General features: G+C 60.3%; 22 protein-coding genes. 7 read left to right on the forward strand and 15 right to left on the reverse strand.

What is annotated here, in order from left to right:
- Positions 1-971, reverse strand: a 971-nt coding sequence (locus ACHFGA_RS08545) for a 3-hydroxyisobutyryl-CoA hydrolase (RefSeq protein WP_394281970.1), incomplete at its 3' end; no start/stop codon positions are given.
- 35 nt (positions 972-1,006) lie between these two features.
- Between ACHFGA_RS08545 and ACHFGA_RS08550 the strand changes: the two genes are divergently transcribed.
- Positions 1,007-1,807: an HAD family hydrolase gene (locus ACHFGA_RS08550; protein WP_394281971.1), complete on the forward strand. Its 801-nt coding sequence runs from the start codon at positions 1,007-1,009 to the stop codon at positions 1,805-1,807.
- Between the two features lie 7 nt (positions 1,808-1,814).
- A complete protein-coding gene (locus ACHFGA_RS08555) occupies positions 1,815-2,387 on the forward strand; it encodes a DNA-3-methyladenine glycosylase (protein ID WP_394281972.1) in 573 nt (190 codons plus the stop codon).
- Here the strand turns inward: ACHFGA_RS08555 and ppk2 are convergent.
- A complete protein-coding gene (ppk2, locus tag ACHFGA_RS08560) occupies positions 2,384-3,235 on the reverse strand; it encodes a polyphosphate kinase 2 (RefSeq protein WP_394281973.1) in 852 nt (283 codons plus the stop codon). The genes ACHFGA_RS08555 and ppk2 overlap by 4 nt on opposite strands.
- A 43-nt stretch (positions 3,236-3,278) precedes the next feature.
- Entirely contained in the window at positions 3,279-3,602 is a 324-nt protein-coding gene (locus tag ACHFGA_RS08565; protein ID WP_394281974.1) for a putative quinol monooxygenase, read from the reverse strand.
- A 186-nt stretch (positions 3,603-3,788) separates the two neighbouring features.
- Between ACHFGA_RS08565 and ACHFGA_RS08570 the strand changes: the two genes are divergently transcribed.
- Genes ACHFGA_RS08570 through ACHFGA_RS08585 form a run of 4 tightly spaced genes read left to right on the forward strand, consistent with a single transcriptional unit; the run spans position 3,789 to position 8,450 of the window.
- Entirely contained in the window at positions 3,789-4,547 is a 759-nt protein-coding gene (locus ACHFGA_RS08570) for a LamB/YcsF family protein (protein ID WP_394281975.1), read from the forward strand.
- Complete coding sequence (locus ACHFGA_RS08575) at positions 4,544-6,088, forward strand: carboxyltransferase domain-containing protein (protein WP_394281976.1); 1,545 nt, start codon at positions 4,544-4,546, stop codon at positions 6,086-6,088. The genes ACHFGA_RS08570 and ACHFGA_RS08575 overlap by 4 nt, the downstream gene beginning before the upstream one ends.
- The gene (locus ACHFGA_RS08580) at positions 6,089-7,813 is read left to right on the forward strand and encodes an acetyl/propionyl/methylcrotonyl-CoA carboxylase subunit alpha (protein WP_394281977.1); all 1,725 of its coding nucleotides are present in this window, start codon (positions 6,089-6,091) and stop codon (positions 7,811-7,813) included. It begins immediately after the preceding gene.
- A gap of 10 nt (positions 7,814-7,823) precedes the next feature.
- On the forward strand, positions 7,824-8,450 hold the full coding sequence (locus tag ACHFGA_RS08585) for a GntR family transcriptional regulator (RefSeq protein WP_394281978.1): 627 nt from the start codon (positions 7,824-7,826) through the stop codon (positions 8,448-8,450).
- Here ACHFGA_RS08585 and ACHFGA_RS08590 read toward each other — a convergent pair.
- The 8 genes from ACHFGA_RS08590 to ACHFGA_RS08625 all read right to left on the reverse strand — a co-directional run bounded on the left by ACHFGA_RS08590 (position 8,447) and on the right by ACHFGA_RS08625 (position 18,347).
- Positions 8,447-9,226, reverse strand: coding sequence for a putative hydro-lyase (locus ACHFGA_RS08590; RefSeq protein ID WP_394281979.1), 780 nt, complete (start codon positions 9,224-9,226; stop codon positions 8,447-8,449). The genes ACHFGA_RS08585 and ACHFGA_RS08590 overlap by 4 nt on opposite strands.
- Positions 9,227-9,230: 4 nt before the next feature.
- A complete protein-coding gene (locus ACHFGA_RS08595) occupies positions 9,231-10,394 on the reverse strand; it encodes an NRAMP family divalent metal transporter (protein WP_394282036.1) in 1,164 nt (387 codons plus the stop codon).
- A 367-nt stretch (positions 10,395-10,761) separates the two neighbouring features.
- A complete protein-coding gene (locus tag ACHFGA_RS08600; RefSeq protein ID WP_394281980.1) occupies positions 10,762-12,411 on the reverse strand; it encodes an alpha/beta hydrolase in 1,650 nt (549 codons plus the stop codon).
- Entirely contained in the window at positions 12,412-14,223 is a 1,812-nt protein-coding gene (locus tag ACHFGA_RS08605) for an ABC-F family ATP-binding cassette domain-containing protein (protein WP_394281981.1), read from the reverse strand.
- A 9-nt stretch (positions 14,224-14,232) separates the two neighbouring features.
- The gene (locus ACHFGA_RS08610; RefSeq protein WP_394281982.1) at positions 14,233-15,249 is read right to left on the reverse strand and encodes a 4-(cytidine 5'-diphospho)-2-C-methyl-D-erythritol kinase; all 1,017 of its coding nucleotides are present in this window, start codon (positions 15,247-15,249) and stop codon (positions 14,233-14,235) included.
- Positions 15,250-16,101, reverse strand: coding sequence for a 16S rRNA (adenine(1518)-N(6)/adenine(1519)-N(6))-dimethyltransferase RsmA (rsmA, locus tag ACHFGA_RS08615; RefSeq protein ID WP_394281983.1), 852 nt, complete (start codon positions 16,099-16,101; stop codon positions 15,250-15,252).
- 22 nt (positions 16,102-16,123) lie between these two features.
- On the reverse strand, positions 16,124-17,329 hold the full coding sequence (locus tag ACHFGA_RS08620) for a transglycosylase family protein (RefSeq protein WP_394281984.1): 1,206 nt from the start codon (positions 17,327-17,329) through the stop codon (positions 16,124-16,126).
- 172 nt (positions 17,330-17,501) lie between these two features.
- On the reverse strand, positions 17,502-18,347 hold the full coding sequence (locus tag ACHFGA_RS08625; RefSeq protein WP_394281985.1) for a TatD family hydrolase: 846 nt from the start codon (positions 18,345-18,347) through the stop codon (positions 17,502-17,504).
- A gap of 36 nt (positions 18,348-18,383) precedes the next feature.
- Here ACHFGA_RS08625 and ACHFGA_RS08630 point away from each other — a divergent pair, with 36 nt between their 5' ends.
- The gene (locus tag ACHFGA_RS08630; RefSeq protein ID WP_394281986.1) at positions 18,384-18,776 is read left to right on the forward strand and encodes a DUF3806 domain-containing protein; all 393 of its coding nucleotides are present in this window, start codon (positions 18,384-18,386) and stop codon (positions 18,774-18,776) included.
- Positions 18,777-18,780: 4 nt separating this feature from the next.
- Here the strand turns inward: ACHFGA_RS08630 and ACHFGA_RS08635 are convergent, their stop codons facing one another.
- Genes ACHFGA_RS08635 through ACHFGA_RS08650 form a run of 4 tightly spaced genes read right to left on the reverse strand, consistent with a single transcriptional unit; the run spans position 18,781 to position 25,855 of the window.
- Entirely contained in the window at positions 18,781-20,874 is a 2,094-nt protein-coding gene (locus tag ACHFGA_RS08635; protein WP_394281987.1) for a RecQ family ATP-dependent DNA helicase, read from the reverse strand.
- 40 nt (positions 20,875-20,914) lie between these two features.
- The gene (locus ACHFGA_RS08640; protein ID WP_394281988.1) at positions 20,915-22,087 is read right to left on the reverse strand and encodes an MFS transporter; all 1,173 of its coding nucleotides are present in this window, start codon (positions 22,085-22,087) and stop codon (positions 20,915-20,917) included.
- Entirely contained in the window at positions 22,088-23,941 is a 1,854-nt protein-coding gene (metG, locus tag ACHFGA_RS08645) for a methionine--tRNA ligase (protein ID WP_394281989.1), read from the reverse strand.
- 54 nt (positions 23,942-23,995) lie between these two features.
- A complete protein-coding gene (locus ACHFGA_RS08650; RefSeq protein ID WP_394281990.1) occupies positions 23,996-25,855 on the reverse strand; it encodes a BCCT family transporter in 1,860 nt (619 codons plus the stop codon).
- Between the last annotated feature and the right edge of the window lie 160 nt (positions 25,856-26,015).

Below are 26,015 nucleotides of genomic sequence, written 5' to 3' on the forward strand. Positions count from 1 at the left end.
ACCTCGCGGTAGCGGCTGGGATCTGCCTGGGAAGCAAACTTCGCGTCCTTGGACTTGTCGACGAGCACCGAGCGCACGCCTTCCACGAAGTCCGGTTCGCGACGAGACACCTCCCCCAAAGCGCGCTCATTGTCCAGGGACTCGGAGAGCGTCTTGGTGGAGTTAGCGTCGAAAAGCTCGGCTGCTGCCACCATCATCGACGGCGACGCCTGCGCTGTCAGCTCTTCCACCATGGTCTTCAAGTCACCCGAGAGGTTCGCTGAGATCTCCGGCCAGGAGCCGACGAAGGCTTCGTCGATATCCGCGTAAATCTTCGGCAGCTCGGCGTGGTCGGGCTCGATGGCGGCCTCTTCGATGGCCTGTGGGCCACGCTCGATGATCGCTTCGAGCAGCCCGTCGAAGGATTCCACCTGGTGGGTGGCAAGGCCTGTGGCCATCATGTCGCCGGCGGTGAGCCGGTAGCCCGTGATCGCCAGGAATTTACCCAGCGCGGTCGACGGGTGGCCGGGCAGGTTCTGGAACGTGTGGGACATGCCCACGTCCGTAATATAACCAATGTTCATCTCTGGCATGGACGCCCACGTGTCCGCGGTGATCACGCGGTGGGAGCCGTGTGCGGACACACCGAGACCCCCGCCCATGACAACGCCGTTCATCAAGGCGATATAGGGCTTCGGGTATTCGGCAATCTTCTGGTTCATGGAATATTCGGCAGCCATGAAGCGGTCGACGTCCTCGTGGTTTCCGGCCAGAATCGTGTCGCGGGCCCAACGAACGTCGCCACCGGAGCAGAAGTGCTTGCCTTCGGTGCGGATGACTACTTGCTGGATCCCGTCGTCGTCACGCCACTGCTCGAGTGCCTCGGCGATGATCGCGATCATTTCGGGGCTCAGGCTGTTGAGCGCTTTGGGACGATCTAAAGTAAGCACTCCGGTAGACTTTTCAACGGTAACAATCACTGGTTGGTTCATATCAGCCAGTGTTCCACATCACAAGAAAGTTGGCTATGAGTTCCCCTCGACTGGTGGCATTGGACATGGACGGCACGCTGCTCGACGAAGAAGGTCGCATCCCCGACGAGTTCTGGGACCTTCTGGGACGGGCCAAGCAACAAGGAGTGACAATTGCCCCGGCTTCTGGACGCCAGCTGGCCACCCTGCGGGACATGTTCGAGCTGACCAATGAGCGCCCCGATACATTTATCGCCGAGAATGGCACCGTTGTCTGGCACAAGGGTGAGATCGTCTCTGAGAAGCCGATGCGCAAAGACATCGTGACCGCGATCGTGGACGCGCTTGAAAACGTCGACTTCCCTGTCCACATCGTCCTGTGCAAGGCACAAGCCTCCTATACCGACGAGAACCTGCCCGCTGACGTGACTGCCGAAGTGGACAAGTACTATCACGCGAATCAGCATGTGGCGAGCCTGCGAGATGTCGTCGATACGCACGTCGTGAAAATCGCACTGTATGTGGAGACTGACGCCGAGCGCGATGCCCTACCCGTCGTGCGTGAGGTGGCACAGGACTACACCCTGGCGGTAAGTTCCAAGCACTGGCTGGACGTCATGGCGCCGGGTGCAAACAAGGGTGTTGCTCTGCTGGATCTTGCTAAGGCCTTGGGCGTGAAGCAGGAGGATACCGCGGCGATCGGCGATTACTTGAATGACTACGAGCTCCTTGAGGCCGCCGGCACCGCCGTGGCCATGGAGAACGCTCATCCTGATTTGAAGGCGATTGCCGACGAAATCACGGCCTCCAACATCGATCATGGCGCACTGAAAACGCTGCGAAAGTGGTTGAGCTGACCTGTCTGTGATTGATTTTTCCGCCCCAGCAGACGAGGTCGCCCCGCAGCTCTTGGGATGCTTCCTCACCCATGCCGGCGTGACCATCCGCATTACTGAGGTTGAGGCTTATCTTGGTGCTGACGACGAAGCGTCCCACACCTACCGGGGCAAAACCGACCGCAATGCCTCCATGTTTGGCCCGCCCGGACGTATGTACGTCTACATTTCCTACGGGATCCACAGGGCGGGCAATATCGTGTGCGCGCCGGAGGGCATTGGACAGGGGTGCCTGCTTCGCGCTGGTGAAGTTGTCGCCGGTGAAGAGGCTGCGCGCACGCGCCGTGGTGGGACTGACTTCCATAACCTGGCGCGGGGGCCGGGCAACCTTGGATCAGCGCTCGGCCTTGATCTTTCTGACAACGGGCAGGCCGTGACGGGGCCCGTCATCACGCTGCAGCCACGGGAAACCGAACCGGAATGGGTCCGAGGGCCACGCATCGGAATCAGCAAGAATGCGGACGCGCCCCTGCGCTTTTGGATCCCATTCGACCCCTCAGTGTCAGGCCGCCGTGGGTATCCGCAGGGGCATCGTCGTTAAGCTTTCTTCTTCTTTTTCTTGCCGTTTTTGGACTTCTCCAGCTGGGCGGCATGGTCGGGGACGTAGCGGAACTCCCCGCGCGGTGGGCGCTGGTAGTCGCCGGCCTCTGGACGCTCCGGAATCTCCGGTAGGGGGCGCTCGATCTTCTCGTGCGGAATCGTGGACAGCAGGTGCGAGATCACGTTGATCCGTGAACGCTTCTTGTCCTCCGACTCCACGGTGTACCACGGCGCGGAAGGAATGTCGGTGTGGATGAACATCTCATCCTTCGCGCGGGAGTACTCCTCCCAGCGGGTGATCGATTGCAGGTCCATCGGCGACAGCTTCCAACGACGCAGCGGATCCTCCAAGCGGGACTGGAAGCGGGCATACTGCTCTTCATCCGACACGGAGAACCAGTATTTGCGCAGCATAATGCCGTCTTCGACGAGGAGGCGCTCAAAAATTGGTGCCTGGTGGAGGAAACGGCGATACTCCTGCGACGTGCAGAAGCCCATCACGCGTTCGACGCCAGCGCGGTTGTACCAGGAGCGGTCGAAGATGACGATCTCGCCGGCCGTCGGCAGCTTTTCAACATAACGCTGGAAGTACCACTGGCCCTGCTCACGTTCGCTAGGCTTAGGCAAAGCCTCAACGCGACAGGTGCGCGGGTTCAGATACTGCGTGATGCGCTTGATCGCCGATCCTTTACCAGCGGCGTCGCGGCCCTCCATGATGATGACCACGCGCGCGCCGGTTTCGACGACCCACTGCTGCATATCCACCAACTCTGCCTGCAGCCTCTTGAGTTCGTCCTCATAGGCCTGCTTGGACAGTTTTGGCGGCTTTTTCGTCTTATCAGATCCCATAAAAAATACGGTACCTGAGCTGCTAAACGAATGGAAAGTGGGGTTACTTGACTTGGAACTCTGCCATCTCGTCCCACTCGGTCTTGCCCTCGATCAGGGTGTTGATGATCTGTGGGGTCTCAGTGAGCAAGGTGGGGAACAAATCCTGAGCAGCCTTGAAGTGCTCCGAGTTCACGTGGGCCTCAGCGGCGTCGTCCTTGAAGCCCTCGACCAAGATGTACTCATTGGGGTCATCGGTATTGCGGAACCAGTCGAAGAACAGGCAGCCATCTTCCGCGCGGGAAGCCTCAGTGAAGTCAGCAACTTTCTCGCGGAAGTCCTCGACGTGCTCTGGAAGTGGACGGAAACGAACGTTAATCAAAATCATGCCACCAATTGTACGCGTGGTGGCGGATTCTGTCTGCGCAGGTCAAGAGCTTGATGTCAATTCAGCGGCGAAGAGTACGGGGGTAAACGTGACCCCCAAGACAAAGTTTGCTTTTCATTGATCCAGATCACATATACACTTTGCCCTACCCGAATTGTTCAACAATATTCTGGAAAGTGAAACGAGATGAGCGCGACAATCGACTTAAATGCCGACCTCGGCGAGTCCACTGCAGGCAATCCCGTTGCAGATGACGCTGCCATGTTAGAAATGGTCTCAAGCGCCAACGTCGCTACAGGATTCCACGCCGGCGACCCTCACTCAATTGCAGGGACCTTACGCCAAGCAGCCAAAGCAGGTGTGGTCATCGGCGCGCATCCTGCATACCACGACTTAGTAGGGTTCGGTCGCCGTTTTATCGACTACACACCCAGCGAGCTTGCCGACGAAATCACTTACCAAATTGGGGCCCTCGACGCTCTCGCCCGCTCAGCTGGCACCCGGGTCAGCTACGTCAAACCGCACGGCGCGTTGTACAACGCCATTGTGCACAACGCAGAGCATGCTCAAGCGGTTGTCGACGGGGTCCGTTCTTTCGGGGACCTCCCTCTCCTCTTCCTACCCGGCGGGAAGGCCGTCGAACTCGCAGAACAGGCAGGATTGCGTGTCATCCGTGAAGCTTTCGCCGACCGCGGTTATAACCCGGATGGAACCCTTGTCAGCCGGCGCGAACCAAATGCAGTCCTGCACGATGCCGAGCAGGTTGCACAGCGCGTGTTCCAAGTGGCCGACTCTGGGTCAGTTACAGCCGTCGATGGCACCGTGCTGCATGTCGATGCCGAGTCAGTATGTATGCACGGTGATTCACCAGGCTCCGTTGCGTTGATGCGAACTGTTGTGGAGCGTCTCAACAATGAGGGAATTACTGTAAGGAGCTTCCTGTGATCCAGACTGTTGGCTCTAGAGCACTCATTGTCGATTTACCGGATTTGGACACTGTCATGAACTGGCACGCGTCCCTCGTAGCCGACCCCCTACCCCACCAAACCGATGTGATTGCCGCGGCCAGAACCGTACTGATCACATTCGATTCGCCCAGTGCTACGCGGCAGGCAATGAAAACACTCGAGTCTTTTAGCGCAGAGGATGCCGAAAAGAATGCTCCGCGCGACATTGTGATCGACGTTCTCTACGACGGTGAAGATCTCGATGATGTCGCCGACGTATTGGGAATCTCGCGCGAGGCTGTCATTGACTGGCACACGTCCACCACCTGGGTCGCAGCATTCGGTGGCTTCGCGCCAGGTTTCACCTATTGCGTCGCAGAAGACGATGCGGATGCTCGCTCCATCCCACGCAGAAGCTCTCCGCGCACGGAAGTTCCAGCGGGCTCAGTCGGTTTAGCGGGGGAATTTTCCGCTGTATATCCGCGGCCCTCTCCCGGCGGATGGCAGCTGCTTGGTAGGACTACTGACCCCTTATGGGATTCAGCGGCTACCCCACCTGCCTTGGTGATGCCCGGTGACCGCGTTCGCTACAACCCAGTGTCCACGTTGGACACTTCGCACGCACCGAGCAGGTTCACCATGGACCGTCCGCCTCGGCGTCCGCTTTTCACAATCGATGACATCGGGCTACAGACGCTGTATCAGGATCTTGGGCGCCAAGGCAATGGCAATCTCGGTGTGACTACTTCCGGTTCTGCTGATCGCGCCGCTGCACGCACGGCCAATGCTGCAGTCGGCAACAAACGCAACGCCACCCTCCTCGAAAACATTGGCGGCATGCAGCTGACTGCACTGGCTGAAGCAGTCATCTGCATCACTGGTGCCGAAGCAGAAGTAACTGTCAACGATCGTGGTGTGCCTCTGGCCACGCCACTAATCATTCCGGCCGGCGCAACCGTCACAGTTGGTCCCGCCACCCTGGGAATGCGCAACTACCTCGCAGTTCGAGGCGGACTGATCGCAGATACTGAGCTGGACTCAGCCGCGACCGATCTGCTCTCTGGGCTGGGGCCGGCACCGCTACAGCCAGGAGACACCGTAGCAGCATCGCTGTCGCGCCCCGATTCTGCGAACGCTTTGCTGAGTAACCCACTACGTGTGGAGAAAAAGGACGGGGTCACTCACGGCACCCTGCGCGTCATTCCAGGTCCACGCGATGCATGGTTTGGAGACGGCCTGCAGAAATTCCTTGAGACCACATGGACCGTGACCGCCGAATCTAATCGAGTGGGGCTGCGTCTCACCGGCCCAGAGCCGATCCAACGCACCCGTGACGGCGAACTTCCAAGCGAAGGAATGGTCGCAGGTTCGATTCAAATCCCTCCGAATGGTCAACCCGTGGTTTTCCTGCGTGACCATGCTGTCACCGGCGGATATCCCGTGATCGCCACTGTGCTCCACGAAGACGTGGATATCGCGGCCCAACTTCCACCTGAATCCCAGGTAACTTTCGAACTATATTCCGAAGGGAATGAATAAATGACTTTGAACACTGTCCTCATCGCCAACCGTGGCGAAATCGCCGTCCGTATTGCTCGTTCAGCACGCGACCTTGGTATTCGTTCCATTGCGGTGTATTCGGAAGCAGACACCGGCGCGCTGCACACGCAAGTAGCCGACGAAGCATATCTGCTTCCTGGAAAAACGTCGGCTGAAACGTACATGAATATTCCGGCTTTGCTAGACATCGCCCACCGGACTGGTGCTGATTGTCTCCACCCCGGCTATGGATTCCTCTCGGAAAATGCCGACTTCGCGCGTACCGTCCAACAGGCCGGACTCACCTGGATCGGCCCTTCCCCCGAGGCGATTGAACTTCTAGGCGACAAAATCGCCGCTCGCCGGGTCGCTACTGAGGCTGGTGCCCCGCTCGCGCCCGGTACCCCGGATCCGATCAGCGACTGGGAAGAAGCTCGCGCTTTCGCTGAAGAACATGGGATGCCGATTGCCATTAAAGCGGCTTTCGGAGGAGGCGGACGCGGACTTAAAGTTGTCACGGATGAAGCAGATATCGAGGGCGCGTTTGCCTCTGCTGGCCGCGAAGCCAAAGAAGCTTTTGGGCGTGCCGAGTGCTACGTAGAAAAGTTTCTCACCCACCCGCGCCACGTCGAAGCCCAGGTTATTGCGGATAATCATGGCAATGTCGCGGTGCTGGGGACCCGTGACTGCTCGACGCAACGTCGCTTCCAGAAGTTGATTGAAGAAGCTCCGGCTCCATTTCTGACGGAGGAGCAGCACACATCCATCATCGAGGGTGCACGGGAGATTTGCCGCAGTGCAGGATATACGTCGGCTGGTACCGTCGAGTACATCGTTTCAGAAGATGGAACGGTATCTTTCCTCGAGGTCAATACCCGCGTTCAAGTAGAGCACCCCGTCACTGAAGTGGTGACCGGTGTCGATATCATCGCTGAACAGTTCCGCGTAGCAGCTGGACAGCCCCTGAGTTTCACTGGCGATCCTCAGCTGAATGGCCACGCCTTCGAATTCCGTATTAACGCTGAAGATGTCACGAACGGTTTCGCTCCGTGCCCTGGCACGATCACCAACTTCGACGTACCTACCGGCCCAGGCATTCGCATCGATTCCGGTGTTCGGACCGGGTCGACAATCCCTGCCTACTACGACTCACTCATGGCGAAGCTCATTGTTTGGGCACCGGACCGCGATGCTGCTTTAAGACGAGCCCGCCAGGCGCTATCCGAGTTCCGTATCCAAGGGGTGCGCACAGTCCTGCCATTCCACAAAGACATGGTCGATGCACCTGAACTCAACGGCGATTCACTTGATATCTATACCGATTGGGTGGACCACAACTACCAGCCGGGAACCAACCATGAGGTCAGCGACATTGAACTGATCTATGCTGAGCGGACCTCATTCGCAATTGAGATCGACGGAAAGCTCCACGAAATCGGTATACCGACAGAATTGCTCAGCCTGGGTGGCGGCAACGGCGGCGCAATGGGCTCAGCAGAAGACAGCTCCGCTGGCGCAGGCGCTGTAACCTCCAAGTACGAAGCCACCATTGTGAAATGGCTGGTTAACGATGGCGAGAACGTTGATAAGGGAGATCCCCTCGCGACCATCGAAGCGATGAAGATGGAATCAACGTTGAAAGCTCCTCGGTCTGGGCAAGTGTCTTTGGCTGTGAAAGAAGGAGAAAGGGTGCAGGCGAACGCTGTGATCGCCACGATCTCGTAGACTAGCTCTCATGCTTGTCCACGCGGTCCTAGCCGAATTAAGGTACGCCATTTCCCGGGGCGAATTTCGCCCAGGGGAAAAACTCAATGAGGTGGCCGTTGCCAGCCACTTTGATGTCTCTCGCAATACGCTGCGAGAGGCATTCGCAGTGCTGTCTGCCGAAGGCCTGGCCCAGCGAATCCCCAACCGTGGCGTGTTTATTGCGGAACCAACACCAGCTTTCGTCGATGACCTCTACAGATCGCGAGCAGCATTGGAACCGGCTGCACTGCGATGGGGTGAGTTCCTGGACTTTTCGTCGTTACGCGCCACCGTCGATCATGCTGCACAGGTTCGTGATGCAGGGAACTTCGATGAGGTAGCTCTTGCTAACCAGCAGTTTCACCGACTCATTGTTGCTGGCATGGGCAGCGACACCCTCAGCAGCACTATGGACCAGTTGCTAGCACGCATGAGACTGGCCTTCCTCACAATCCAAGCAATGGTTCCTGATTTCCATAGCCCCTACGTGGACCACAACCGCGAACTGGTGAATTTGCTGGAGAACGACGAACACGCCGTTGCCGCGGATACTCTTCATGAGAATCTCGGGCATACGGCGCGGAGGCTAAAGGTACTTCTTGAACGTCAAAGCTAAGGGACTTGGTAGTCGATATCCCGCTTGTCTGTGACCAACATTTTGCCTGGCGCATGGCAGATCGCTAGTTCAGGTTTTGAAGCCATGACTACGGCCTGTGGTGTCACCCCGCAAGCCCAAAACACCGGAATCGTGCCTGCAGGAATATCTACTGCTTCACCGAAATCAGGGCGAGACAGGTCCTTAATCCCGATCTCTGCGGGATCACCAATATGAATAGGTGCCCCGTGTACCGAGGGATAACGCGATGTGATTCGAACGGCATCAGCGATCTGGTTCGCTGGTAGCGGTCGCATCGAAACTACAAGCGGCCCAGAGAAACATCCTGCTGGGGTAGTTGGAATCGATGTGATGTACATCGGTACGTTGCGGCCTTGCTCGATGTGAGCAACGGGGATTCCGTTGTCAATCAGCGCGGATTCGAATGTGAAGGAGCACCCGATCAGGAACCCCACCATGTCGTCGCCCCAGTATTGGGTCACGTCGGTTGTTTCCTCGACGAGCTCACCGTCGCGATAGACACGGTACTCGGGGATGTCAGTGCGGATATCCCCGCCAGGCAGAAGTTCAGAATCGGTCTGCCCTGCCTCAAGCACCCCGAGGATGGGGCATGGTTTCGGATTACGCTGGGCAAACAGAAGGAAGTCGAATGCGTATTTGGAAGGAATAGCGATGAGGTTCGCTTGGGCAAAACCGGCCGCGTAACCTGCGGTGGTTGTGACATTTTCGTGGCGAAACTTCTTGCGTGCTTTTCGTGGACTGAGTGCAGAATTCATCGTTTTAACCCCACAAAGCCGCAAGTCCGGAGATAGAGCGCACGCCGAGGAAGATTGTCAGAACAAGGACGATCAGTCCGGCGACCAGCAGCCACGTCGGGTACTTGTAGCCCTTCATCAAGTCGCGGCGACGGAATGCAACCCACATCACCATTGCGAAACCGACTGGCAAGATGAGTCCGTTGAAGGCGCCGGCGAAGATGAGCAATGCCTGCGGAGCAACGCCCAAGACCAAGTAGGCGATGGTGCACACCACGATGAACGCGACAGTGGCAATGTTGCGAACCCTTTGAGGAGTTTGCTGCGTGGTGACGAAGGAGATTGATGTGTACGAAGCGCCGATGACCGAAGACAAGCCCGCTGCCCACAGGACCAGCCCGAAGGCGCGCATGCCGAACTCACCAGCAGCATGGTAGAAAGCGTCTGCAACCGTGTTGTCTTGGGACAAAGTCACGCCAGTAGCAACCACACCAAGTACCGCAAGGAACAACAGGACACGCATGACACCTGTGATCAGGATGCCCATGACCGAGGTCGTCGAAATGTTCTTGACGTTCTCAACCCCGGAAATCCCCGAATCGATCAGGCGGTGCGCGCCAGCGAACGTGATGTAGCCGCCGACAGTGCCACCGATCAATGTTGTGATCACGAGGAAGTCAATCTCCTCTGGGAGCACCGTCTGTTTCAGAGCTTCGCCAACCGGGGGTTGGGACACGATGGCGACATACAACATCAACAGAATCATGATCGCGCCGAGTGCAACGACGATCCGGTCGAGCGCGATGCCCGCCCGTCGCGACAGGAAAACAAACACGGCAATAGCCGCTGAAAGCGTCCCGCCGATTTTAGGATCGACGCCAACCATGGCGTTCATGCCAAGGCCTGTGCCGGCAATGTTTCCGATATTAAAGACTAGGCCGCCAATAAAGACGAGGGCCGCGAGGAACCACCCCAGGCCCGGAAGTACTTGGTTTGCCAGTTCATTAGCGCGAAGACCAGATACGCCGATTACTCGCCACACATTGAGCTGGATAGCGATGTCGACGATGATCGAAATCAAGATGGCGAAAGCGAAAGCTGCGCCCATTTGAACGGTGAAGACACCGGTCTGGGTAAGAAAGCCTGGCCCAATCGAACTGGTAGCCATAAGGAACATGGCACCAGCCATTGCGCCGATGCCACGAGGTGGCTGCGCTGGTACGTCGGCCGCGGTGGAGCCGGAGGAGGCTGGTGTCGTGCTCTGATTGCGTGGATCACCAGTAGATGTATCGGATCTCACAGTTGCACCCCTTTCGTAATGTCGGTCAAACTCAAATGTGATGTGGCTCATTGTAGATTTCGTTCAACAATCCGTAAAGAATGTGTTGAACAATCCTCCGGCACCGCTACCCCCGTACGGTTTCATCACACCAAGCATTCCGCCATGGCGAAGTGAGTCTTAGCTCACTTAAGCAGGCGTTTTCGCTTCTGGCCTCCCCCAGAGAGCCCGCTTTTCGACGACGCACTACACACTTTTCGGGGGCAATCGCGCCGTCCTATCCACCGAGAGCGCGCGCCTGCTCCATCTGCGACTGCACCCGCTCAATGTCGGCACGGTCGAACCTGCCCGGTTCCGCGACGGCGGCAAAGCCAGGCACCATCGAATCCCCGTAGTTGTGGCCGTGGCCATCCAGCACGTTTTGGGAGACGGGAAGATCTGCCGAAAGCTGGAGGAATGTCACGATCGGCACCCAGCGCATGGCCGGCAACCTGTCATAACCTGGTTCTTCGATCAACCAGTCGGGCTCGCGTGCGATGAGTTCTGGGCTCCACCACGTCACCGGATCTGACGGGTGCTGCACGTAAAGCATGCGGGTTGGGCCCCACTCGTCGCCGTCATCCAGGTACCGCAGAATATCCTCGTTGCGGTTGGCGAAACGCACCACCATGCCACCGGAATACTCGGGTTGCACCTCGCGCGTATCCGGGTCACGGCGTTCGGTAAACACCGACCACAGTGGGTTGAAGTTCGGCGGTCCGGCCAGAAAAATCCCGTCGACCGAATTCATAATGTCGCGCATCCCCGAAAACGCAGACTCCACACCAGTGGAGCCGAGTGACTCACCGTAGAGGTAGAGCTTGGGCCGCGAATCCTCATCTAGCGTGTTCCACCAGTCGACGATCGGCGTGATGAAATCTCGGCCCGCGGTCTGCACCACCTCTCCCCCGGCGAGGAAGTGATAGGCCGATGGCACCGCGGAATACTGTTCGGAAATGACCGCTGTGTCACCGCCGTAGAGCAGTTCAAAAGCCTGGGCCGTAGCAGGGTTCACCCACCCGGTGCCGGTTGTCATGATCAGCAAGATCGCCTCACGTTCGACTGCGTTGGTGCGTTCCAGTTCGTCGATGATCACTTCAGCACGGTCCCGGTCTGTCGGTGCCGTAGCCAAGCCGGCGTAGAGGCGAATCGGTTCGACAGCCGGCTGTTCCGTCACTTCTTCCAGTTCGGCCGCGCTGGCACCCTCGTTGAGGAAACGGGACCCGTAGGCGCCCACATCTTCCCACTCCACCAGCGAGTCGGGCGAACCAGAACGTTCCGGTTGCGCAGGTTGGACGCGACCTTGCTCAGGATTGGCGTTGCGCGGTTCAAAGATCTTCTCGCCGGCCGCCACGAGTGTTCCGGGGATGGCCGTCTCCACGGCCCAGACCACCACCAAAAGCACCGCTACCCAGGACACACCCATCCGCAGCCGGTGATGGGCGGAGTCAGGAAACAACCTGCCAACCCATTGGGCGCCTCGTCGTATAGCCCTCCCCAGCCCGACGACGAGCAGTGCCATCACCACGCCCACCGGCGTAATCGCCAGAATCAACACAGTGGGCTGGATGTCCGCACCCGTCAGCTCCGCAAGCTCACCCTGCCAATTAATAGACAACACGGTCGTGATGATCATCCACACCACGACGATCGCCGCGACCACAGCGTCAATGATCGTGCGACGCCGCTGCGGGATGACGATGGGCCGCCAACGCGCGATCCGCACCACTAGCCAGTGCACCGCCACACCTACCCCGTAGCCGCAGCCCGCCGCCAGCCCAGAGACGACCCCCTGGTAGAACCAATCCCGCAGAAGCAGCGACGGGGTCAGCCCCAGGGTGAAAAAGATCGCGGCAAAAACAAGGCCCCACGGATGCAGCCGCGCCATTTAGCCCTCGAGCTTCTCTCCGAGCTCGAGCCACTCCATTTCGAGCTCCTCGTGTTCGGAACGCACGTCGTTAAGCTCCTCGTTCACCTGAGCCAACTTCGCAAAATCGGGGCCGTCGGAAGCAGAAATCGTCGCCAGTTCCTGCTCAAAGGTGGCGATCTTCTCCTGCAGCTTGCCCATCTTGCGCTCTGCCGCGTTCATCTGTTTGCGCAGTTCGCGCTCTTCCTGCGAGCTCAGCCCGCTAGGGGTTTCGACTGGCTCGGGCGCTTCCTCGCTGTATTCGCCCAGGTCCAGCACTCCGCCGGAGCCTTCCATCGCTTCACGACGAGCCAGGTACTCCCCAATCCCGCCGGGCAGGTTTGTCAGCTTCCCGTCACCAAAGAGGGCGTAGGTGTGGTCGGCGATGCGCTCGAGCAGGTAACGGTCGTGCGAAATCACCACCAGCGTGCCGGGCCAGTTATCCAACAGGTCTTCGAGCTCCTGCAGAGTATCGATGTCCAAATCGTTGGTCGGCTCGTCGAGAAGCAGCAGGTTCGGCTCCCCCATCAACACGCGCGTCAACTGCAGGCGGCGCCGCTCCCCGCCGGAGAGATCGCCGACGGGCGTGCGCTGGCGTTTCGGCGAGAAACCAAGGCGCTCCGCAAGCTGGGAGGCCGAGACTTCTTTGTTGCCTAGCATGACGTAATTGGCCACGTCTTCCACCGCGTCGAGGACACGGCGGGTGGGGTCAAGATCATCGAGTTCCTGCTTCAGCCAGCCGATGCGCACCGTCTGGCCTTCGATTCTTTTGCCGGCGGCCAGCGGATAGTCGCCGGCGATCGCGCGCAGCAGGGTCGTTTTGCCCGACCCGTTCACGCCGACCAGACCGATACGCTCGCCAGGGGCCAGCCGCCATGTGAGGTGGTCGACCAACACGCGTCCGTCGGGGGCGTCGATACGCGCGTCCTCCAGCTCCACGACGACGCGGCCCTGGCGTTGGCGCGAAAAGCTCATCAGCTCGACCTTGTCGCGCGGGGATGGAACGTCTGCGATCAACGCCTCAGCGGCTTCGATGCGGTAGCGCGGCTTCGAGGTACGAGCCGGCGCTCCGCGGCGCAGCCAGGCCAGCTCCTTGCGCGCAAGGTTCTGGCGGCGTTGTTCGATGGCATCGGCCTGCCGGGCGCGCTCGGCACGCGCGAAGGTCCAGTCATTATAACCACCTTCGTAAACGTCGACCTGGCCGTCGTGCACTTCCCAGGTCAGTGTGGCCACCGTGTCGAGGAACCAGCGATCGTGCGTGACGACGACAACCGCTATCTTGCGCGACAGAAGATGCTCCGCCAGCCACTGCACGCCTTCGACGTCGAGGTGGTTCGTCGGCTCGTCCAACACCACTAGGTCGAGATCTTGCACCAGAGCCGCGGCGAGGTTGACGCGGCGTCGCTCTCCACCTGACAGGTTGCCCACCGTGGAATCCAGACCTAGGTCCACTACTCCGGTTCCGGCAAGCACCTCGCGCACTTTGGCGTTGGAGGCCCACTCAAAGGTTTGCAGCCCGAGCGGCTCCACGACCACTTCCCCGATGGTCAGATCGTCGGCAAGATCAAAGCGCTGGGTGACCACGGCCATGCGCAGGTCCGAGTTGTGGGACACACGGCCCTCGTCGGGTTCTTCGATGCCCGTCAACACTTCGAGCAGGGTGGTTTTTCCGCCGCCATTGAGCCCGACTACGCCGATGCGGTCGCCAGTCTGCACCCCGAGGGATACCTTATCCAGCAGGGTTTTCAGACCCCACGTCTTGGACACATTTTCCAGGTTGATCAGATTTGCCATGATGGGTTCTTATTCTAGGTCACGGCCACGCTGCACCACATGGGCGCCACCGGCCGGCGATTGTGCGACGAAACCTTCAGAGGCAGGGGCATCGTCGGCACGCACTAGCGTATCGACGACCGCCTGTGCCTGCTCCTCGCTCTCGCACAACACGGCCAAGGTGGGGCCTGACCCCGATACGACGGCGGCCAACACGCCCAGCCTGCCAACTTCGTTCAGGGTGCGGCGCAGACTCGCGTGCATCGCCAGAGCCGCCGGCTGCAGGTCATTATGCAGTGCCGCGGCGACGTCGGCTGAGTCCCCGCCGATCAGCGCCTGACCGATCTCCTCGGTATTGAGGCGCGGGACCAGGGTGACATCGTCGTGACGCAGATCATCGAGGCGCTCGAAAACCCTACCCGTCGACAGCCCCTCGCTTTGGGCCAGGAATGCCCACCAGTACTGGCCACGCCCCATCATCGGGGCCAGCGCGTCCCCGCGGCCCGTGCCAAGCGCCGTCCCGCCCATGAGGCAAAACGGCACGTCCGCGCCTAGGCCGGCGGCAATTTCGTAGAGGTGATTGTCTTCGAGGCCGCGCACTCCGTGCACATCGAGAAACTCGTTCGTGGCCACCAAAGCGGCGGCGGCATCGGCCGATCCCCCGGCCATGCCACCTGCGACGAAGACGGTCTTGTCCACGCTGATGCGCACTTTCGGCAGGGTCGGCTGGTGCTCGCCGAACATCGCTTGGTGCTTATCGACGACCGCCTGCACTGCCCTCCACGCCAGATTGCCGGGCCCGTCGATGTTTTCCTCGGGGGAGTTGACGTGGAAGGTGGTCTCCATCGACTCCACTACGTTGGCGGGATCGGTCTGCTCGAAGGTGGGTGAGACGTGAAGGGTGACGGTCTCGGGCCTGTTGACTGACTGGAAGACGGTGACAAGCTCGTGATAACCGTCGTCACGTGCGTTGCCCACGCCGAGGTGCAGGTTGACCTTGCCGTAGGCGAGGGCGGTGAAAGTCATGGGGACGATGGGGGCCTGCATCTAGGACACCTCCGCCAAACGCACGTAGTCAGAGACATGGAGCTTTTCGCCACGCAGCTGTGGGTCGATGTCGGCTGCGCGCAGCGCCTCCTCGGCCGCGGCGGCAGAACCATACACACCCGCCAGGCAGGCGCGTAGCGTCTTGCGCCGCTGGGCGAAGGCGGCATCGACCAGGGGAAAAACCTGAGAGCGGATCTCGCGTGGGTAGGGGTCGCTGACGTCGATGCGGACCAGGCCGGATTCGATATTGGGGGCAGGCCAGAACACATTCTTGCCGATCACACCGACACGGCTCACGTCCCCAAAGAAGGAGGCTTTCACGCTGGGCACACCATAAATCTTTGAACCGGGTTCAGCAGCTAAGCGGTCGGCGACCTCGAGTTGGACCATGACGAGGACCCGACGGATCGTCGGAAAGCATTCCAAGAGGTGGAGCAGCACCGGCACCGACACGTTATAAGGCAGGTTGGCCACCAAGGCGGTGGGTGCTTCGGGCAGGTGTTCGTCGGAAAGCGTCAAAGCGTCCGTGTTGATGACGTCGAGGCGGTCGGCGAAGTCGGGGGCGCGCTCGGCGACGGTGCGGGGCAGGCGGTCGGCGAGGCGCGGATCTATCTCGACGGCGAGGACGCGCCGCACGGAGTCGATCAGCCCCAATGTTAAAGACCCCAAACCGGGTCCGACCTCGATGACGACGTCGTCAGCTGCGAGGCCGGCCGCCGCAACGATGCGGCGAACCGTGTTGGGGTCGTGGACGAAGTTCTGGCCGAGCTTCTTCGTCGGGGTGACATCCAGTTCTTCTGCCAGGGCCCGGATTTCTACCGGGCCGAGCAAGTGGGAGTCAGCAGTGGTCATAAACCACGAGTCTAGCCGGTGACTAGCGGATGCCCAGCTTCGCGGTGCAGGCAGGCCATGCGCCCCAGCCCTGGGAGGCCTGGGTCTTCTCTGCGATGGCGATCTGCTGCTCACGTGTTGCCTGGTCCGCGGTTGGCGCGTACGCCGTGCCGCCGTAGGCAGCCCAGGTGGACTGGGAGAACTGCAGACCACCGTGGTAGCCGTTACCGGTGTTAATGGACCAGTTGCCGCCGGACTCACACTGAGCCAGCGAATCCCAGACCGAGCCGCCGGCCACAGCTGGTGCCGCGGCACCTGTGTTTCCGCCGCCCGTGTTGCTTCCACCGGCGTTACCGGAGGTGGTCACCGCTACCGCAGGGGTGACGGTGTGCTGCGGGGCCTTGGTGCCACGCGCGATGGTGGCAGGTTTTGCTGCGCGCACCTCTTCCGCGGCCAGCTGCTCTTCGGATTCGACCTGGCCGTTGACATAGGTGACGCGGTTGACCACACGCTTCTCGCCGGCCTTGCCTTCCTCGCGGACCTCTTCGGTGCCCTGCTCCAGGTTGGCGTCCTCGACGTAGTTGACGGGTGCATCGACAGGAACGATCTCCACGTTGTCGCGCACGTCAACGCGATCGATGCGGATCTCCTGGTTCGGGGTGACCGGCGAATCCAGCGAAGGGGTGACGCGGTCAAAGGAGTCAACGGTGACACCGCGGGCCGCGAGCAACTCGCCCACGGTCTTCTTAGCGATCGAGGTGTAGGTGGTCTGGCCACCATCATTGATCGCGACGATCTTCGGGGTGGTCACGTCCAGGGTCATGCCCTCGGTGACAGGTGCGTTCGGGTCCGCATTGTAGGACGACCCCGGGTTGACTGCCTCCAGCTCCTCCACCAGCGCCTGAACAGTCGAGGCGGTAGAGGTGACGTTCTGCTCTTCGCCATCGACGATGACGGCGACAGGCTTGGAGGTCTTTACGGTGATGACGTCACCGTTGGCGAGCTTCTCCGACGGAGCCGGGTACACCAGATCCTCAGTGCCGACGGTGACACCCGCGGCCTCGAGAGCGCCACCTACATCACCGGAGAAGGTCGACAGCGACTGCTGCTGACCGTTGATATCGACGGTGACGTCCTTCTGCGAAGCGCCCGCTACGGCCACGCCGCCGACGACGAGGCCGCCCAAGACGGTGCCGGTGGCAACCTTCATGGGAAGGGAAGTGGACTTGTTAATCCGCTGAGCTGACATAAATACTCGGTGTCCTCACAGTATTGGAAGTATCGGAATGACTTTCGATAACGATACGGTAACACAAGCGTTTTTACCAGAACGTTATTCGGCGGCGCGCCACACTATTCACACCTATAACGCCTGTCCCTGCGGAAACGTGATGCCTGCACAAACTCGGAAGTGATATTCATCACATATTTGCTGTCTGAAAAACGCGATCGAAAGTTCCACGTACCTCGTCGGCAAGCTCTGTCACCTCCACGCCACGTGCCTGCGCCACGCACAGCGCCGTGTGCCCCACCAAGGCCGGCTCATTGCGCGAACCCCGGAAAGGCTCCGGCGTCATGTATGGCGCATCCGTCTCGATGAGCAACTGTCCGGCCGGGGCCTCGGCGGCGGCCTGACGCAACTCCTCGTTGCGCTTAAACGTGACGTTGCCGGCAAAGGACAGGACGTACCCGCGCTCGATCGCTTCGCGTGCCACCTCGATCGGCGAGGAGAAACAATGCAGCATCACTTCACGTGGGCGTGGCGCATCGGCCAAAATTCGCATCATGTCCGCATCACCTTCGCGGTTGTGGATCATCAACGCCTTCCCCGAATCCACCGCCAGCTGAATATGCCAACGAAAGGCCTCTTTCTGCACCTCAAGCGGGGCCGTGCGGTCCGGGTCATGCTGCAACCAATACGTATCGATGCCCGTCTCCCCTACCGCCACGCACCGCGGATCCTGCGCCATCTCTGTCAAACGGGCGCGGGCATCGTCGTCAAGCTCATGCGCACGCGTCGGGTGAATCGCACACGCAGCGAATACGCGCTCGTTGAAATGCGCTGCCTGCAGCGCCAACTCCGCCTCCGCCAGCCCATCACCGACGGTGCACAGCCGCTCCACACCAGCATCCACCGCGCGGGACACGATCGCATCCACCTCATCCTTGGTGCGCGCCTTCGCGCTGGCCAGGTGCGTGTGCGCGTCGATCAGGCCGGACAGGCCGGGCGCGGGAACGGGCGTGGGACGTGGCTTCTTCTTAGACATGAGGCTTATTGTAACGGCCGCCGTAGGATGGGCTCCATGAGCTTTTCGCCTATCGACGACGCCACCCGCACCCAAATCACTGCCGACCTCGCCGAAGCCGCCGTGCGCGGCATCAACGGCGCGACTGACGACATCGTGGCCAGCTTCGAGCGCGACCTCGGCCACTACTTAGGTCTCCACCCCGACCTGCAGCGTGAGTTCCCCCGCGGCGAGACCGCCCGCATCTACGGCACCGCGCTCGGCGAGGCTTTGTGCCGCGAGCTCGACTTAAGCTGGCAGATGCTTGCCGACGACTATGGCACCGACCTTGTCGTCGCCGACGACGCTGGCGAGCACTACGCAGCCCCGCTGGTGGTCGTCATGTCGCGTTTCGACGACGAGGAAACTGGCAAACTCACCGCGTTCGTGAAGCAGTTTCGGGCACGCTAAAGCTTTAGGCCCCACCCGCCGCGATCGCTAAAGGCATCACCTCGGTCGAAAATTGTTGCGCCAGGTCCGCGCCGGCCACCGTAACGGACCAGCCCGTATCCACAACATCGGTCACCAACAGCACCGGCCCTGCGGACACATGCACTTCGCTGTAGCTGAAATGGTCATGCAACGCGTTCACCCGGAAGGCTGAATTGTGGGCGGTGACTTCCTCGCCACGCGTGCCGACGACACCGCCGAACTGCATCTTCCCCACCTCGGCCACCGCTTGGGCAACTGCCAGCACCATGTCGTGGCGCGCGGGATCCTCGCTGCCTAAGGCAACAACAGTGCTCGGGCGGGTCTCCCACTCCCAATCGGCGAGCACGGCGACAACGCGGCGTAGCCAGTCATCATTGTGCCAATCGCTGCTGGGCCGCCAGGCGTTGTGCGCAAGCAGTTCCGCTAGCGCTGGGCCGCGGGCGACATCGTTGAGCCGACCCAGTGCGCGCCCAGGAAGCACCCCGTGAATCTTGCCCTTGCGCGCTGACCCGGTCGGCCACATCTTGCGCTGGGTCAGGCGCACACCGGGGCTACGCAGGCGCTCGTCGACATGCTGCGCCACCGTCGGATCCACTGCCGTGGAATAGGGCTTCCCGGTGCAGTTATCGCAGCGCCCGCAGGTCTCGCCAGGTTCCACGGTCGGATCATCAAGCTGGTTACGCAAGAAGACCATTCGGCAGGAGTCTGTCCGTTGATACTCGATCATCGCATCTTGCTCCGCCTGGCGGGCAGTAGCCAGACCTCCGTAGCGGGCGCGGTCATACTCCCACTCCACGCCCGTGGACACCCACCCGCCACGCACACGGCGGACTGCCCCGTCAACGTCCAGCACCTTTAGGGCTTGATCAATCCGCGAGCGCGAGAGGTCCACCACGTTTTCAAGCTTTGGGGTTGAGGTGGGGTTTTCGTCGTCAAGCGCGCCGATGAGCTGGTACACGGTGGACTCATCCGGCATAGAGACTGAGGCGAAGTAGTCCCAAATCTCCTTGTCCTCGGGGCCAGGTAGCAGGATTACCTCCGCGTGATCGGTACCGCGGCCCGCACGCCCGACCTGCTGGTAGTAGCTGATGGGGCTGCTCGGCGCGCCCATGTGCACCACAAAACCAAGATCTGGTTTGTCGAAACCCATGCCCAAAGCGCTGGTGGCGACGAGTGCTTTGAGCTCATTGTTGATCAGTGCCTGTTCGAGCCCTTCGCGTTCTTCCGATTCGGTGCGCCCGGTGTAGGAGGCCACGTTCCAGCCGACGGTCTCCAACGCCTCTGCCAGGTCCTCGGCGGCTGACACGGTGAGGCAGTAAATGATGCCTGAACCGGGCAAAGCCTCCAATTGCGAAGCAATCCAGGCAGCGCGCTGGGTGGAATCGGGAAGTTGAACCACGCTCAGTGCCAACGACTCTCGGTCCAGCCCGCCGCGCAACACACCGGTGCCTTGGCCTAGTTGGGCGGTCACATCGTTGACCACGCGGTCATTGGCCGTGGCCGTGGTGGCTAACACCGGGGTGTTGGCGGGAAGCTCGTCGAGAAGCGTGCGGATCCTGCGATAATCCGGGCGGAAATCGTGTCCCCAATCCGAAATACAGTGTGCCTCATCGACCACGACCATGCCCACGGTCCGCGCCAGCTGCGGCAGGACCTGGTCGCGGAAGTCTGGGCTGTTGAGGCGCTCTGGGCTGATCAACAACACATCGACTTCGCCGCTGGTGACTTGTTGCTGGATCTGTTCCCACTGCGTCATGTTCGCCGAATTAATCGTGGCCGCGCGGATCCCCGCGCGGCTTGCGGCGGCGACCTGGTTGCGCATCAAGGCCAGCAGCGGCGAAATGATCACGGAGGCCCCTGCCCCGCGTGCTCGCAGCAGTTTCGCTGCGATGAAGTAGACGGCTGATTTGCCCCAGCCTGTGCGCTGTACGACGAGCATTCGGCGGTGCTGGTTGACCAGTGCGTCGATGGCGGCCCACTGGTCGTCGCGTAGCGTGGCGTGTTCCCCCGCGATCAGTTTCAGTAACTGATCGGCTTCACTGCGTGTGGCCTGTTGTGTGATCCCCTGAGTTGTCATGATGCCCACGCTAGCAAGTGGGTCGGACATCGGTTGTGCGTTAGTTCTGAGCAGCTAATTCGTCGTCGATATACACGTTGCGGGACGCGGCGATTCCCGTGATGCCAAGCAGCAAACCGAGGACGATGAGGACGACCAAGATGGGTTGGAAGGAACCGGTGAAGTCATAGGCAATGCCGATCAGCAGGGGCACGACAGCGGCGACAATATAGCCGTAGGGCTGGACGAACCCAGAGAGTTTCGCCGTGACGAAAGGTGAACGGGTGCGGGCCGGAATCAACGCGATGGCCAATGGGAAACACCAGCCGCCTACGCCGAGGATCGTGGCCCACAGTAACGGTGCCGCCGTTGGGGCTAACAGCAAGGCTAGGTAGCCACCAGCGCACAGTGCACCGAAGGTGAGCACCCACGGGGTCAGAGTGCGCGACCGCTCGATGACGGTAGGCATGAGCAAACCGCCGACCACGCCGGCGAAACCGATGATGGACAAGGCAGTAGCTGCGACAGCTTCGCTGACACCTGCGTCGATCAAGATGGCGGGCAGCCAGCCCATCTGCACATAGCCGTTCATGGACTGCAGCCCGAAGAACAGCATCAAGGCAACTGCCGTCTTGGAGCGCCACAGGCTGCCGCTCAGCTCACCTTCCGCTGCAGAGGCGTTGGGGATATCCACCTTGGTGAAAGCACCGACATAGAGCCACACCAGGACCTGCAGGATGGCCGGGATCGCCCACACCACCAGGGAGCCCTGCCACGTGTCGGTGATCATCGTCGACAAGGGGCCGACTGCGCCGGACAGACCGAGGACCGCGGAGTAAATCGTCGTTAAGGCGACGATGTGGCGGCCGCCGTACATCTTGATCCACGCCGGTAGCAGCACGTTCGCCACCGCGATACCGGCAACTACACCGACGGTGCAGACGATGAACAGGCTGATCGTTGGCGAAAACGGCCGGGCGGCGATACCTACTGCGGTCAAGATCGCGCCGGACAGGACGGTCGGCGTCACGCCAATCTTGCGCGCCAAGGGCACAGCACCCAGGCCCATAATGCAGAAGAAAGCACCCGGCAGCGCGGTAATGATCCCGGCCAGCGAGGCTGGCGCATCATAATCGGCAAGCACCGAGTCGAGTACAGCACCGACCGATGAGATCCCGGCACGCAGGTTGATCGCGGCGGTCAGCACCGCCACAAACAACGCAATAACAGGCATTTATTGCACCGGAGCCCATTCTGGGCCGGTCTGCCCCAACTCCGGTTCCAGCTTGGCAATGAGCGGCTTTGGCTTCGCCAGCTCGGTGCCCGGCTCCACGTCAATGCGCTTCCACACAGCTTGCTGCTGGGTGTAGTCACCGGTGATGACGGGATAGGTTTGACCCTTCTCGGGGAGGCCCACACCGACGAGATCGAAGTCCGCGTCATCGACCACTTCGCGGATTTCTGGGGTGGCGGCCCACTGGCCAGTACGTCCCAGGGTTTCGTGGACGGCCTGCGCAGTGTGTGGCAAGAACGGGGTGAGCATGGTGTTGCAGTCGCTGACAACCTGGAGGGCGGTCCAGAGCACGGTCGCTAGGCGCTCACGCTGGGACTCGTCCTTGGCCAGCTTCCACGGCTCCATCTCGGCGATATAGGCGTTCGCCTCGCCGACGACGTGCATCACCTTGGAAATCGCGTTCTTGAACTTCGCCAGTTCCAGATCGGCTCCGGCCTCGTCGAAAGTCTTCGCGGCCAGTTCAAGGATGGCGGTGTCTTCGTCGGCAAGCTGCGCTGGCTGCGGAACCTCGCCGAAGTTCTTGTGTGCCATGGACACGGTGCGGTTGACCAGGTTGCCCCAGCCATTGGCCAGCTCGTTATTCACGCGGCGGACGAACTCTTCCCAAGTAAAGTCCGCGTCATTGTTTTCAGGCCCTGCTACGGCGATGAAATAACGCAGCGGATCTGGGCCAAACTCCTTGAGGAAGTCCTTGACATAGATGACCACGCCTTTCGACGAGGAAAACTTGGAACCAGACATGGTGAGGAACTCCGAAGAGACCACCTCGGTGGGCAAGTTGAGCTCACCAAGAGCGTGCTGCTCGCCGCCCTTGGAGCCCTTACCGGCGTAGCCCAGAAGTTCGGCAGGCCAGATCTGGGAGTGGAAGGTGATGTTGTCCTTACCCATGAAATAGAAGCCCTCGGTGGCGGGGTCCTGCCAGAAGGTTTTCCAGGCGTCCGGGTTGCCGGTGCGCGCTGCCCACTCGATGGAGGCAGACAGGTAGCCGATGACTGCGTCGAACCACACGTAGAGCTTCTTCGATGGGTTGTCCTCCCACCCCTCCACGGGGATAGGGATGCCCCAGTCGATGTCACGAGTCATGGCGCGTGGGCGCATATCCTCCAGCAGGTTCAGCGAGAACTGCAAGACGTTCGGGCGCCAGTCCTCGCGGCCTTCGAGCCAGGACTTCAGCGCATCGTGGAGCGCTGGCAGGTCCAACATGAAGTGCTCGGTCTCGATGAACTTCGGAGTTTCGCCGTTGATCTTGGAGACAGGGTTGATCAGGTCGATCGGGTCCAGCTGGTTACCGCAGTTATCGCACTGGTCGCCGCGCGCACCGTCCGCCTTACAGATGGGACAGGTGCCCTCAATATAGCGGTCCGGAAGAGTACGCCCAGTCGACGGTGAGACCGCCCCCTGAGTTGTCTCCTTGATCATATAACCGTTGGTGTGCAGGCCTTTGAACAGTTCCTGCACTACGGCGTAATGGTTACGCGTGGTCGTGCGTGTAAACAGGTCATAAGACAGTCCCAGGCCCGCCAGATCCTCAACGATCTGACGGTTGTACTTGTCCGCCAGCTCCTTGACCGTAACGCCTTCCTTGTCCGCCTGGACCAGAAGCGGGGTTCCGTGTTCGTCGGTGCCGGAGACCATCAGCACGGTATTGCCGCGCATTCGCTGGTAGCGGGCGAAAACATCCGACGGCACGCCGAAGCCGGCGACGTGGCCAATGTGGCGCGGGCCGTTGGCATAAGGCCACGCTACACACACAAGAATATTCTGGGAGGTGGTTTCAGTCATGGTCTCTAGCATAAGTTATGCCTCTAATCCGGGTGGATTAGAGGCATAGTCGATCGTCGTAAAGCGTTACTTCTGCTGGTTTAGCACGTTTCGACGACGATTCTTCTGCTGCTCTCGATACGTCTTCTCGCGGTGCAGACGGCGTTCGATCGCCAGTTTCTGGGCGAACTCCTTCTGCTCGCGGGCATCGAGGTAGATGACATCGTTACGCAAATCCTTGACGATGGCGAACATCAGCAGAATGAGGATCACCAAGAATGGGCTGGCTGCCACGATGGTAACGGACTGCAAGGCGTTCAAAGCGTCGTCGCCACCTGCGATGAGCAAGGTCATGCCGACGAGCGCGGTACCAAGACCCCACAGAGCGGAGAGCCATGGCTTCGCGTCTGCCACGCCGTTCTGCGTCATGGAACCCATCACCGTGGAGGCCGAGTCGGCCGAAGTGATGAAGAAAGTACCCAGCAAGATGATGGCGAAGATCGACATGATTCCGCCCAGTGGCAGGTTCTGCAGCAAGTTGAACAGCTGCTCCTCGCTGGAGCCGCTGCCGTAGATCGACTGGCCGTTCTGCTCCATCCAGATTGCGGTGCCACCGAAGATGGCAAACCACACGGTCGACAGGCCAGCTGGCACGAGCAGGATGCCCAGGCAGAATTCGCGGATGGTACGGCCGCGGGAAATGCGTGCCAGGAACATACCGACGAATGGCGACCAGGAGATCCACCATGCCCAGTAGAAGATCGTCCAGCCACCGAGCCACTCACCGGCGGTACCGTCAGCGGATGCAGCGGTGCGCGATGCCATCTCGGCGAACTGGGCGACATAGGAACCCAGGGAGGTCGGCAGCATGTTGAGCAGGTTCACGGTTGGGCCAACGATGAACACAAAGATTGCCAGAGCGGCCGCGATCACCATGTTGAAGTTCGACAGGTACTGAATGCCCTTGCCCACGCCCGACATTGCCGAGAGGAGGAAGGCCAAGGTCAGCACTGCGACGATGCCAACGATCAGGGCATTCGAAGAGCCCTCGATCCAGCCAGCGGCCTCCAGGCCAGCAGTAATCTGCAGTGCACCCAAGCCAAGGGAACACGCGGTACCGAAGATGGTGGCAAACACGGCCAAGCCATCGATGACCTTACCTAGCCAGCCATCAGCGCGACGCTGACCAATCAAGGGGACGAACGCACTGGAGAGCAACTGCTTGCGGCCTAGACGGTAGGACGAGTAGGCAATGGCCAAGCCAATAATGGCGTAGACGGCCCACGGGTGAAGCGTCCAGTGGAACATGGACTGCGCCATCGCGGTGCCGACCTCTTGCGGTTGATGGGCCGGTACGCCCTCGCGGTAGAACGCCAATGGTTCCGAAGCGCCGTAGAACATCAAACCGATGCCCATGCCGGCGGCGAACATCATGGCAATCCAGGATGAGGTGCGGAACTCGGGTTGCCCGTCAACCGGGCCGAGGCGGATCGATCCGAAACGCGATAACGCGATAATCAGAACAAAGATGACGAAGATGGTGCCGAAGAGCACGAACGCCCAACCGAAGTTGTCCATAACAAAGGAGAAGGAGGCGTTAGCAAAATTGGAGAAGCTCTCCTGCGCCGTCAGGCCCCAGATAACCACGGCCGCGACGATGGCGACCAAGGGGATGACGATTGCCCAGTCAATGGGTGCATCCTTGCGCTCGGAGAGCATTTCAACTGGCTCTTCCGGCTCGGCGACAGGCGTCGAGCCGTCTTCAATCATGGCAGCCAGCTGGCTGGTCGCGGACGCCGAATCGAGGTGGTCTTTCACCGTCTCGTAATCAGTGTTGCCGCGATCAGACTTGCTACCGGGAAAAGTTTCGGACACAAGCCCCGACTCGTTGTCGGGGCCTGTGTCTGCGGAACGATCAGCAGAAAGATCATGGTCATGAGTGGACATGGCTAAACAGAGTGGTCCACCTTGCCAGCTCTTTCAAAGTAATTCGGCAGTTTCTATCCATTTCAATCAACCTGCCATCAGCACCGTTACACTTTCGTTACATTGCATATATGCAGCTCACCACCACTGCCCGCCCGGAGAAAGTAACGAAAGTATAACT

This window comes from Corynebacterium sp., assembly GCF_043426755.1.
Taxonomy (GTDB): Bacteria; Actinomycetota; Actinomycetes; order Mycobacteriales; family Mycobacteriaceae; genus Corynebacterium.

Excerpts from the sequence above, each read along its gene's own strand:
- ACHFGA_RS08550 (WP_394281971.1), top strand. The coding sequence starts at position 1,007 with ATGAGTTCCCCTCGACTGGTGGCATTGGACATGGACGGCACGCTGCTC.
- ppk2 (WP_394281973.1), bottom strand. The coding sequence starts at position 3,235 with ATGGGATCTGATAAGACGAAAAAGCCGCCAAAACTGTCCAAGCAGGCC.
- ACHFGA_RS08565 (WP_394281974.1), bottom strand. The coding sequence starts at position 3,602 with ATGATTTTGATTAACGTTCGTTTCCGTCCACTTCCAGAGCACGTCGAG.
- ACHFGA_RS08570 (WP_394281975.1), top strand. The coding sequence starts at position 3,789 with ATGAGCGCGACAATCGACTTAAATGCCGACCTCGGCGAGTCCACTGCA.
- ACHFGA_RS08580 (WP_394281977.1), top strand. The coding sequence starts at position 6,089 with ATGACTTTGAACACTGTCCTCATCGCCAACCGTGGCGAAATCGCCGTC.
- ACHFGA_RS08585 (WP_394281978.1), top strand. The coding sequence starts at position 7,824 with ATGCTTGTCCACGCGGTCCTAGCCGAATTAAGGTACGCCATTTCCCGG.
- ACHFGA_RS08590 (WP_394281979.1), bottom strand. The coding sequence starts at position 9,226 with ATGAATTCTGCACTCAGTCCACGAAAAGCACGCAAGAAGTTTCGCCAC.
- ACHFGA_RS08595 (WP_394282036.1), bottom strand. The coding sequence starts at position 10,394 with ATGGCTGGTGCCATGTTCCTTATGGCTACCAGTTCGATTGGGCCAGGC.
- ACHFGA_RS08600 (WP_394281980.1), bottom strand. The coding sequence starts at position 12,411 with ATGGCGCGGCTGCATCCGTGGGGCCTTGTTTTTGCCGCGATCTTTTTC.
- ACHFGA_RS08605 (WP_394281981.1), bottom strand. The coding sequence starts at position 14,223 with ATGGCAAATCTGATCAACCTGGAAAATGTGTCCAAGACGTGGGGTCTG.
- ACHFGA_RS08610 (WP_394281982.1), bottom strand. The coding sequence starts at position 15,249 with ATGCAGGCCCCCATCGTCCCCATGACTTTCACCGCCCTCGCCTACGGC.
- rsmA (WP_394281983.1), bottom strand. The coding sequence starts at position 16,101 with ATGACCACTGCTGACTCCCACTTGCTCGGCCCGGTAGAAATCCGGGCC.
- ACHFGA_RS08620 (WP_394281984.1), bottom strand. The coding sequence starts at position 17,329 with ATGTCAGCTCAGCGGATTAACAAGTCCACTTCCCTTCCCATGAAGGTT.
- ACHFGA_RS08625 (WP_394281985.1), bottom strand. The coding sequence starts at position 18,347 with ATGTCTAAGAAGAAGCCACGTCCCACGCCCGTTCCCGCGCCCGGCCTG.
- ACHFGA_RS08630 (WP_394281986.1), top strand. The coding sequence starts at position 18,384 with ATGAGCTTTTCGCCTATCGACGACGCCACCCGCACCCAAATCACTGCC.
- ACHFGA_RS08635 (WP_394281987.1), bottom strand. The coding sequence starts at position 20,874 with ATGACAACTCAGGGGATCACACAACAGGCCACACGCAGTGAAGCCGAT.
- ACHFGA_RS08640 (WP_394281988.1), bottom strand. The coding sequence starts at position 22,087 with ATGCCTGTTATTGCGTTGTTTGTGGCGGTGCTGACCGCCGCGATCAAC.
- metG (WP_394281989.1), bottom strand. The coding sequence starts at position 23,941 with ATGCTAGAGACCATGACTGAAACCACCTCCCAGAATATTCTTGTGTGT.
- ACHFGA_RS08650 (WP_394281990.1), bottom strand. The coding sequence starts at position 25,855 with ATGTCCACTCATGACCATGATCTTTCTGCTGATCGTTCCGCAGACACA.